The organism is Oceanicaulis sp. UBA6590, assembly GCF_002433705.1.
In the GTDB taxonomy this organism is placed as follows: Bacteria; Pseudomonadota; Alphaproteobacteria; order Caulobacterales; family Maricaulaceae; genus Oceanicaulis.
The window spans coordinates 1-10175 of sequence record NZ_DJIQ01000033.1 but is presented as its reverse complement, the minus strand read 5'-3'; the positions used below and the strand labels follow the sequence as shown (position 1 = coordinate 10175).

At 65.2% G+C, this 10175-nt stretch carries 8 protein-coding genes; 4 read left to right on the top strand and 4 right to left on the bottom strand.

Annotation, left to right across the window (positions count from 1 at the left end; genetic code table 11):
* From ppdK to B2Z70_RS07045, 3 genes are all read left to right on the top strand, one after another.
* On the top strand, nt 1–2367 hold a 2367-nt coding region (gene ppdK / locus B2Z70_RS07055; RefSeq protein ID WP_292982130.1), incomplete at its 5' end, for a pyruvate, phosphate dikinase.
* A 215-nt stretch (nt 2368–2582) separates the two neighbouring features.
* Entirely contained in the window at nt 2583–3341 is a 759-nt protein-coding gene (locus B2Z70_RS07050) for a cell wall hydrolase (RefSeq protein ID WP_009803247.1), read from the top strand.
* Nucleotides 3342–3437: 96 nt separating this feature from the next.
* Entirely contained in the window at nt 3438–4001 is a 564-nt protein-coding gene (locus B2Z70_RS07045; RefSeq protein WP_292982129.1) for a hypothetical protein, read from the top strand.
* Here B2Z70_RS07045 and nadC read toward each other — a convergent pair.
* From nadC to nadA, 3 genes are read right to left on the bottom strand one after another with little or no spacing between them, the layout of a single operon-like run.
* Entirely contained in the window at nt 3998–4843 is an 846-nt protein-coding gene (nadC, locus tag B2Z70_RS07040) for a carboxylating nicotinate-nucleotide diphosphorylase (RefSeq protein ID WP_292982128.1), read from the bottom strand. The genes B2Z70_RS07045 and nadC overlap by 4 nt on opposite strands.
* A gap of 1 nt (nt 4844) precedes the next feature.
* The gene (locus B2Z70_RS07035) at nt 4845–6368 is read right to left on the bottom strand and encodes an L-aspartate oxidase (RefSeq protein ID WP_292982127.1); all 1524 of its coding nucleotides are present in this window, start codon (nt 6366–6368) and stop codon (nt 4845–4847) included.
* Between the two features lie 48 nt (nt 6369–6416).
* Nucleotides 6417–7550, bottom strand: coding sequence for a quinolinate synthase NadA (gene nadA, locus B2Z70_RS07030; RefSeq protein ID WP_292982126.1), 1134 nt, complete (start codon nt 7548–7550; stop codon nt 6417–6419).
* A 378-nt stretch (nt 7551–7928) separates the two neighbouring features.
* On the opposite strand from nadA, the gene B2Z70_RS07025 reads away from it, so the two are divergent.
* Nucleotides 7929–9293: a tetratricopeptide repeat-containing sulfotransferase family protein gene (locus B2Z70_RS07025; protein WP_292982125.1), complete on the top strand. Its 1365-nt coding sequence runs from the start codon at nt 7929–7931 to the stop codon at nt 9291–9293.
* Here the strand turns inward: B2Z70_RS07025 and B2Z70_RS07020 are convergent.
* The coding region (locus B2Z70_RS07020; protein ID WP_292982124.1) for an NUDIX hydrolase at nt 9290–10175 on the bottom strand (886 nt) is incomplete at its 5' end. The two genes, B2Z70_RS07025 and B2Z70_RS07020, sit on opposite strands and share 4 nt — an antisense overlap.

Sequence of the window (10175 nt, the reverse complement as noted above, 5' to 3'; positions counted from 1 at the left end):
GTGTCGATGCCCGGCATGATGGATACCGTGCTCAACCTCGGCCTCAACGACGACACCGTCGCCGGGCTGGCCAACACCAGCGGCGATGAACGCTTCGCCTGGGACAGCTACCGCCGGTTCATCCAGATGTATGGCGATGTCGTGCTCGGCGTCGATCACGGCCTGTTCGAGGAAGCGCTCGAAATCGCCAAGGAAGACCAGGGCTATTACGCCGATACCGAGCTGAGCGCCGAAGAATGGAAGGTGCTGGTCGCCGAATACAAGGCGATCGTCGAGCGCGAGCTCGGCTCGCCGTTCCCGCAGGACCCTATCGAGCAGCTATGGGGCGCGATCAGCGCCGTGTTCGACAGCTGGGATACCGAGCGCGCCAAGATCTACCGCCGCCTCAACGACATCCCGCATGACATGGGCACCGCGGTCAATGTGCAGGCGATGGTGTTCGGCAATATGGGCGACACCTCGGCCACGGGCGTCGCGTTCACCCGCGACCCGTCCACCGGCGAGAAGGGCTATTACGGCGAGTTCCTGATCAACGCCCAGGGCGAGGACGTGGTGGCGGGCATCCGCACGCCACAATGCCTGACAGAAGCCATGCGCAAGAAGATGGACGACCATCTGCCGTCCATGGAAACCGCCATGCCGGACGTGTTCGCCCAGCTGTGCGAGGTTTTCGACAATCTCGAGAACCATTATCGCGACATGCAGGACATTGAGTTCACGGTCGAGCAGGGCCGTTTGTGGATGCTGCAGACCCGCAACGGCAAGCGCACCACCAAGGCGGCGCTGAAGATCGCCGTTGAGATGGTCGCCGAGGGCCTGATCAGCGAGGACGAGGCCGTCCTGCGCGTCGATCCGACCCAGCTTGATCAGCTGCTGCACCCCACCATTGATGAAAGCTATACCCGCGACGTGCTGGCCAAGGGCCTGCCCGCCAGCCCCGGCGCGGCCTCTGGCGCGGTGGTGTTTGACGCGGACGAAGCCGAGACCCGTGCGTCGCAGGGTGAGAAAGTCATTCTGGTGCGCGTCGAGACCAGCCCGGAAGACATTCACGGCATGCACGCCGCCCAGGCCATCGTCACCGCCCGCGGCGGCATGACCAGCCACGCCGCCGTCGTGGCGCGCGGCATGGGCCGTCCCTGCGTCTCCGGCGCCGGCGAGATCCGCATCGACAATGAAGCGCGTAGCTTCACCGCGCGGGGCCGTGTGGTGAAGGATGGCGACATCATCACCGTGGACGGCGCCACCGGTGAAGTGCTGATGGGCGAAGCGCCCATGATCAAGCCGGAAATGACCGGCGATTTCGCGGCGCTTATGACCTGGGCCGACAAGGCGCGCCGCATGAAGGTGCGCGCCAACGCCGAAACGCCTGCCGATGTCCAGACCGCCAAGGAGTTCGGCGCGGAAGGCATCGGCCTGTGCCGCACCGAGCACATGTTCTTTGACGCCGACCGCATTGCGGCGGTGCGCGAGATGATCCTGGCCGAAGACCAGACCGGCCGCATCGCGGCGCTGGCCAAGATCCTGCCCATGCAGCGTGACGATTTCGCGGAAATCTTCCGCATCATGGAAGACCGTCCGTGCACCATCCGCCTCTTGGACCCGCCGCTCCATGAATTCCTGCCGCACACCGAAGAGGATGTGCAGGCGGTGGCCGATGCGACGGGCCTGCCCGCCCAGGGCCTTTGGGAACGCGCCAAGGATCTGTCGGAATCCAACCCCATGCTGGGCCATCGCGGCTGTCGCCTGGGGATCACCTTCCCCGAAATCTACGAGATGCAGGCCCGCGCCATCTTTGAAGCGCAGGCGCTGGTGGAAAAGGAAACCGGCGTCAAACCGGTCGCCGAGGTGATGATCCCGCTCGTGGCCACTGCGAAAGAACTCGAAATCCTGAAGGTCCGCGTCGAGGCTGTTGCTGACGAGGTTGATCGCGAGACCGGCAAGCGCCCGCAATACCTGATCGGCACCATGATCGAACTACCGCGCGCCGCGCTGCGCGCCGGTGACATTGCCGAGCATGGCGAGTTCTTCTCTTTCGGCACCAACGATCTGACCCAGACCACGTTCGGCCTGTCGCGCGATGACGCGGGCAAATTCCTGAGCGAGTATCTGGAAGCGGGCATTTTCGAGAAAGACCCGTTCGTCTCCCTCGATCAGGACGGCGTCGGGGATCTCGTTAAGATCGCCGCCGAGCGCGGTCGCGCCGCCCGTCCCGGTTTGAAACTGGGGATTTGCGGCGAGCATGGCGGGGACCCCGCCTCGATCCGCTTCTGCGAATCGGCCGGGCTCGATTATGTGTCCTGTTCGCCATACCGGGTGCCGATTGCGCGTCTGGCGGCGGCGCAGGCCGTTCTCAAAAGCGGTGATTGAACGGCGCGCTAAGTCATTGTGAGATCAACAAGGAACCGTCTCTGCTCTTGCAGGGGCGGTTTCGCGCCTTATTTCGGGCATAGTCGATCCTTATTGACCCCGGCTTCATCCAAGCCCACCACTTAGACGGTGAGCGCGTTCAGGACACTCATTCATGGTCCTGATCTTGCTGATGGCGCTGCGTCCCTGATTGAGGGCGAGCCCCTTGGAGTTTTGTGAACTTGACGGTTACGACTCTTCTCCTTCGCGCCAAGAGCGCCCTGGCCGGTTTCGGCGTGCTGGCGGCGTTCGCTGTCATCGCGCTGGGCGTGAGCCTGGCCCCGGAACGGGCGCAAGAGCAGGACGAGGCCGGCGATCTTCGCGAACTGGCGCTGGAATTCCTGGAATTCGAACAGAGCCGGACCCCGCAGAGCGCCGACACGCCCTTCACCTTCGCCAGCTTCGAGATCGATTCCGATCCCGTGGAGGGCGCCGTGCTGGTTCAGCGCGCCATCGACAGCGTCGGTGCGCTCAATCTCAATGAGCTCGACGCCGCCCGCAACGCCGCGCGTGAGCGTCGCTGTCTGGCCGAAGCCATCTATTACGAAGCGCGCAGCGAGACGCTGGCGGGCCAGATGGCGGTGGCCGAAGTGGTGATCAACCGCTCGCTGCATCGCGCCTATCCGAACACGATCTGCGGCGTGGTCTATCAGGGCGCCGAGCGCTCGACGGGCTGCCAGTTCACCTTCACCTGCGACGGCTCGATGGCTGTCGCGCCCTATGGTCGAGGCTGGGAGCGGGCGCAAAACGTGGCCGACCATGCCCTGATGGGCTTTGCCCGTCCAGTGACCAACCGCGCGACGCACTATCACACCACGGCGGTCGACCCGCACTGGAATGATACGCTGGTGCGAACCCGGCGCATCGGCTCGCATGTCTTCTACCGCTTCCCCAATCGCTCTGAGCGACGCCTGCTCGCCGAGCGTGAAGCCTGACGATGAAAAGGCCGCCCGATGGGCGGCCTTTTGGATTGCGGATCCATGGCCTGATCGCCTGAAGGGCGATAGAGTTCTCCCTATGGGGGAGCGATCATGATCCATGCCGAGGCGCTGGCGCCCATCGAGATGTTCCTGAACCGGATCGGATTGCCCGTGACGCGATCGGCGCTGTCAGAGGACAGCTTCCTGCCCGGCGTGGTGATCAAGAAGGGCGCTCTGGTCGTCGATCCCGAGCGTCTGGGCTCGCCTGGCGACATCCTGCATGAGGCGGGGCATCTGGCTGTCGCTCCGGGGCGTTTACGCAATCATCTCGACGGTAATATCGACGCCTGCGCCGCCGCCCTGATCGCGGACCCGAAGCTTGGCGTTACTGACGCGGAGGCCGCCCAGATCGCCCGCACCGAACCGCAAGCCATCGCCTGGTCCTATGCCGCGGCCCTGGCGGCGGGCGTGTCGCCCGCGTGCGTGTTCTGGGAGCAAGGCTATGGCGGCCAGCATGGCGGTGCGCCGCAGCTGGTGATGATGCAGGTGGCGCAGGGCTTCTTCCCTGGCGTTCAGGGGCTTGTTCGAGCTGAGCTGTGCTCGGCCCCGCCGCCCTTTGGCGATCCGGCCGATCCAGGCCCCTTTCCGCAGATGAAGCGCTGGCTGGCGGCCTAGCGCTCGTCGAGCCCCAGATCGAAATTGGGCGCGGAATGGGTCAGGGCGCCAACGCTGATCACATCGACGCCGGTTTCCGCGATGGCGCGGACAGTCTCCAGATTGACCCCGCCCGAGGCTTCCAGATTGGCGCGGCCATCGGTCAGAAGCACTGCGGCGCGCAGATCGTCCAGGCTGAAATTATCGAGCAGCACGCTCTCCGCGCCCGCGGAGAGGGCCTCTTCCAATTGGTCAAGCCGATCCACCTCGACCGCGACGCGGGTCATGTGACCGGCGAAAACGCGGGCGCGTTTCACCGCTTCCCCGACCGAGCCGCACACGGCCACATGGTTATCCTTGATCAGGATGGCGTCATCGAGGCCGTAGCGGTGATAGCTGCCGCCGCCCGCGCGCACCGCCTGCAATTCGACTGCGCGCAGGCCCGGCGTGGTTTTGCGGGTGTGCGCGATGACTGCGCCCGTGTCCGCGATGGCGGTGACATACTGGCGGGTAAGCGTGGCGATGCCGCTCATCCGCCCGAGAAAATTGAGCGCCGGGCGTTCCGCCGTGAGGATGCCGAGCGCTGGCCCTTCGACAATCGCGACTATATCGCCCTTTTCAAGAATATCGCCATCACGCTTGCGCCAGGTGACGGCGATATCGCGATCCACCTGATCAAAACAGGCGTCGGCGGCCTGCCGGCCGGCCAGCACGCCATTGGCGCGGCTTGCGATCACGAAGCTGGCGTTCCTGTCGGCCGGGATGGTCGCAAGCGAGGTGACATCGCCGCGTCCGCCCAGATCTTCCTCGAGCGCACGGGTGACGAGCGCGTGGATGATGTGGCGCGGCAGGGCAGGGGTCATGTCAGGCGGCTCCGGCTTGGCGCAGCTTGGCCTGCGCCGGGTAGAGGTCAGCAAGTTTCAGGCGGGTATGGCCGCCCCGGGGGGCGGTGTGCGGGAAATCCGTGCGGCTGTGCCCGCCCCGGCTTTCCTCGCGCGCCAGCGCGCCCTGGGTCAGAAAGCGCGCGGCGACCAGGGCCGGCGCAGCGCCGTGCTCGGCTTCCAACGCGTGAATCAGGGTGGAGAGCGCACTCAGCCCCTCCGCATCGCGGATGACGCCGGCGTGCGCGCTGATGTTGGCGCGCAGGGTCTGCAGGGCGCTGTGAGGCAGGGCGGGCGGGGCCTTGGCCTCTCCGGTCTTCACCGTGCGGGTGGGCGCGCGCCTGATGGCGTCCGCGGCGCGATGGCCAAAGACCAGACCTTCCAGCAATGAGTTGGACGCCAGACGGTTCGCTCCATGAACGCCCGTGGAGGCGCATTCACCCACCGCCCACAGGCCCGGCACGCCGGTAAAGCCATCAAGATCGGTTTCCACCCCGCCCATATGATAGTGGGCGGCCGGGGCGACCGGGATCGGATCGGTGCGCGGATCAACGCCGCCGCTCATGCAGGCTGCGAAGACCGCCGGGAAATGGTCAGGAAACGCCGCGCCCACCGCCTCGCGGGCATCGAGATAGGCGCCCGCGCCCGACAGGTTCTGCGCATGAACGGCGCGGGCGACCACGTCGCGCGACGCCAGCTCGGCCAGCTCATGCACATCGTTCATGAACCGATGGCCGTTGCGGTCAATCAGTACTGCGCCTTCCCCGCGCAGGGCTTCAGTGGCCAGCGGCGCCGGGTCGCGGCCAATATCAATGGCGGTGGGGTGAAACTGGACAAATTCGGGATCACGGATCACCGCGCCCAGCTGGGCCGCCATCACCATGGCCTGCCCCTGGCTGGTCCAGGGCGTGGTGGTGACCGCATAAAGCCCGCCAATAGAGCCCGTGGCGAGCACGGTATGGCTTGCTTCGATCGGGTGCAGCCTGCCTTCAGGATCCCGCGCCAGAACACCGGCGCAGCCCCTGGCCTGATCGGGCAGCAGCGCCTCTGCGCGCCAGCCGTCCCGGATCTCGATATGGTCGGCCTCGCGCACGGCGGTAATCAGAGCGGCGAGAATGCCCGCTCCTGCCTGATCACCCTTCATCCGGGCGACGCGGGCGACCGAGTGCGCGGCCTCGCGCGACAAGGACCAGCCGCCAGTTTCCGTGCGTTCAAACCCGGCGCCGATGTCAAAGAGGGCGCGGACTTCGCTGGCCCCTGCGCTCGCCAGCACCATGGCGGCGGTCTCATCCACCAGCCCGGCGCCCGCCATCACCGTATCGCGGGCATGCAGCGCCGCGCTGTCATCAGGGCCAAGCGCCGCCGCCACCCCGCCCTGCGCCCAGCCGGTCGAGGAGCCATCCCCCAGGGTGGAGCCCGTCAGCAGGACGACGGGATGGGGCGCGGCCTTCAAGGCCGTCCACAACCCGGCGATCCCGGCGCCGACAATGAGGATGGGGTGGGTCAAAGCATCACCACAGAAGAAAACGCCCGCCGGAGCGGGCGCTTGTCATTATCAGATCGCCACATAAGGCACGTTGGCCAGCGGTTTGCCGGTGTCAAAGCTCGGCGGATTGTCAGCCTTGGGCAGGTCCAGCATGGCTTGCAGGCTGGCCTTGGCTTTCTCCGCGATCACCGGATCGACCTCGACCTCGTGTTTCATGTCGCGCAGCGCTTCATAGATATTGGTCAGGCTGATGCGCTTCATGTGCGGGCACAGATTGCAGGGCTTGATGAACTGAACGCCGGGGTTCTCGACGGCGACATTGTCGCTCATCGAACACTCGGTGATCAGGATCGCCTTTTTTGGCGCCTTGTCCTTGACATAGGCGGCCATCGCCCCGGTGGAGCCGGCGAAATCTGCCGCGGCCATCACTTCGGGCGGGCATTCGGGGTGGGTGATGATCACCGCTTCGGGGTGCGCGTCTCGCAGATCCTGAATATCCTGCGGCGTGAACTGCTCGTGCACTTCGCACTCGCCTTGCCAGGTCAGGATCTTGATGCCGGTCTGGGCGGCGACGTTTTTCGCCAGATACTGATCGGGGATCATGATGACCGTATCGGTGTTCCACTGCTTGGCCACAGCCTCGACCACCTGGACGGCGTTCGAGCTGGTGCAGCAGATATCCGAATAGGCCTTCACCTCGGCGGACGTGTTCACATAGGTGACGATGGGATAGTCGGGATAGGCCGCCTTGATCGCCTGCACGTCCGCGCCGGTGATGGAGCTCGCGAGCGAGCAACCCGCTTCCATGTCGGGGATCAGCACGGTCTTGTTCGGCGACAGGATCTTGGCGGTTTCGGCCATGAAATGCACGCCGGCCTGCAGAATGATGTCTTCTTCCGCTTCGGCGGCGACCTGGGCGAGTTTCAGGGAATCCCCGGTAATATCGCCGACGCAGTTGAAGATTTCCGGCGTCATGTAGTTGTGCGCCAGGATGGTCGCGCCACGCAGGGCCTTGAGCTGGTTGATGGCGTCGATCAGCGGCGCGAAGGCCGGCCATTCCATCGGGGTGACCACGTCCTTGACGCGCGCATAGAGATGATCCGTGCGCGCCTTGACGGCGTCGTCATACACAAGCGCGCTCGCCTCGGGCCAGATTCGCTCGGCGGCGTCCTTACCGGTTTCAGTCCAGCTCATGCCGTCCATGGTCGTCCTCCTTCAGCCCTCTTATGTGCAGACTTATGCTCGATATGAGCATTTCAAGGGCCTTAAACGACGGCGATCACTCGAAGGTGTCGCCGACCTTTTGCTCTACATGAGCCTAAGTGGGGGCGAATATACGCCGATGAAAGGGGGTGGCAAGTTGAAACTTTCATGACGGGTCATGATGGCGGAACACGGCCTCGGGCAGGCCCGAACTCAGCCCTCTGCTCATGAATTGCGAAAAGATTACTGAGTGTTAATAAAGGGTGGCCGCTGAAGCGATTGAGACAGCTCCGGACTTCCTTCATAGCTGGTCGCCTAGGGGCTTGATCAGAGCGTCTACACCTCAGCACGTTGTCGAAGGGCGCAGTCAGTTCTCGGATGTCTACAGCTCAAGCCTTTGAACACGCACGCGCCTTGCATGCAGCGGGACGCCTTCAGGACGCAATCGAAGGCTATTCCGCCTTGCTTGAGCGGCTCGCGGACACGGGTTTCCTGCACTTCTTCAGGGGACAGGCCGCTTATGGGCTTGGACGGCTTGAAGAGGCGGAAGCAGACTTCCGCGCCCAGCTTGCTCTGACGCCCGAGCATCCTCAAACCCTTGAATATCTGGGAGACGCGCAGAGAAATCTGGGACGACTGGACGAGGCCTTCGAGACCTATGAGGCGCTGAGCCGTCTGGCGCCCGAGAATGCAGACGCCTTCTTCCGGGCGGCCCTGGCCCGCAAGACCGTGTCCGAAGACGCGTTCTTCAACCGTCTCGAACGCTTTGTGGACGAAACGCCGCTGACAGCCGAGCGGGCGTCAGCCGGGTTCGGTCTGGCCAAGGCGTTGGGCGATCTGGGGCGCGAGGACCAGCAGATGGAGGTGCTCCATCGCGCGAACGCAGCCCTGCGCCAGAGCTATGCCTTTGACTTGCAGCAGGTCGAGCAGCAGTTCGATCTGATCAAGACCGTATTCTCTGCAGAGGCTCTGGCGAAAGCGGCTCCGATCGAGGTTGAGGCGGCGCCGATCTTCATTGTGGGCATGCCGCGCAGCGGCTCCACCCTGACCGAATCCATTCTGGCCGCCATGCCCGGCGTCACCGCCGGGGGCGAGCTCACCACCCTGTCGGAAACCCTGGGCGCCTATGAACAGGCGGGCGGGCGTGCGGACGCCTTGCCGGGCGCCGTCCCGCAAAACCGTGTCAGCCTTGCGCAGATCTACACGAACGCCGTGCGCCAGCGCTTTCCGGGCGCGGAGCGCTTCACCGACAAGATGCTGGGCAATTTCGCGCTGATCGGCGTGATCCGTCTGATCCTGCCGCGCGCCAGTCTCATCCAGATGCGCCGCAACGGCCTGGACATGGGCTGGTCGATCTACGCCAACCATTTCCTCGGAACCCTGCATCCCTATGCCTATGACCTGGCCGAGCTTGGCGGCTATATCGCGCTGTACGAGGATCTCATGGCGCACTGGCGCGATCTGGCGCCGCAGGCGCTGCATATCCAGTCCTATGAGGCGCTCGTCGGCGACGCCGAGGGCGAGAGCCGGCGAATGGCCGAGTTTTGCGACCTCGACTGGTCGCGCGACTGTCTGGATGTGAACAAGCGTCGCGGCGCGCAATGGACCCGGAGTTCCGATCAGGTCCGCAATCCCATTCACATGGCGGGCGTGGGCCGGGGACAGGCGCGCGCCGAGGCGCTGTCCGCATTCACGGACGGTTACGAATCCTGGCGGGAAAGACTGGCGAAGAAGGCGCGCTAGCCGCTTTCCTTGGCGCGGGGAATGGACAGGCCGAGGGCGGCGCCCGCGGTCAGGTTCTCGCGGGCGAACCGGTAAAGCTCGGCCGGGCGACCGCCGGTCTGGCTTTCCACCCGGCCTGTTCCTGCGACGAAGCCGGCCCGATCCAGCGCGCGGCGGAAATTCTGCTTGTGCAGGGGGAAGCCGGAGACCGATTCCACAACGCGCTGCAGGTCCGACAGAGTGAAGCTGTCGCTCATCAGTTCAAACACAACGGGGCGGTATTTGATCTTGCCGCGCAGACGCGAGAGCGCCGTCGCCAGGATGCGGCGATGGTCCGACGCCATGGCGACGCCCATGCCGTCCGGCGCGGCGTTCGGCTCGCCGCGGTCGCGGGCGGCCTCTGCGACGAGGCCTGCCTCATACAGCAGCTCATAACGATCGAGCGCGCGCTCTTCATTCCACAGGGCGCCATCCAGACCGAAAGTGGCGCGGACGCGATCAAAGCGCGCGGCGCGACGACCGGGCGCGGCGGCTTCATCACACCAGGAGCGCAAGGCTGGCTCTATGACCCGGGTCAGGATGGCGGGACGGCCGCAGCGATGATCTTCCCAGGGGAAGAAACGCGTCCAGCTGTCCCAATGCGCTTCAGTATTGTTCAGCGGGCGAGCGTCCGGCGTCAGGCCCAGATACCCCACGGACAGCACCCGCGCATCCTGCGCGCCCGCCAGCGCGGCCAGCGGCGCCTCGCGGCCCCGGTCGCCGAATGTGTAGAGCTGTTCCACATAGCCGAGTTCAAACCCGGTCTGGTCCCGCACCCATTCGCGCAGGCCGATCTCGAAAGTGCGGTGGGCGCTGGGGTCGAAGGGACCGAAGGGCAGGGCCGGCTCCCCCCCCCCCCCCCCC

What these genes read in the sequence shown, in the direction of transcription:
- B2Z70_RS07025 (WP_292982125.1), top strand. Translation starts at nt 7,929, where the DNA reads ATGTCTACAGCTCAAGCCTTTGAACACGCACGCGCCTTGCATGCAGCG.
- B2Z70_RS07045 (WP_292982129.1), top strand. Translation starts at nt 3,438, where the DNA reads ATGATCCATGCCGAGGCGCTGGCGCCCATCGAGATGTTCCTGAACCGG.
- nadC (WP_292982128.1), bottom strand. Translation starts at nt 4,843, where the DNA reads ATGACCCCTGCCCTGCCGCGCCACATCATCCACGCGCTCGTCACCCGT.
- nadA (WP_292982126.1), bottom strand. Translation starts at nt 7,550, where the DNA reads ATGGACGGCATGAGCTGGACTGAAACCGGTAAGGACGCCGCCGAGCGA.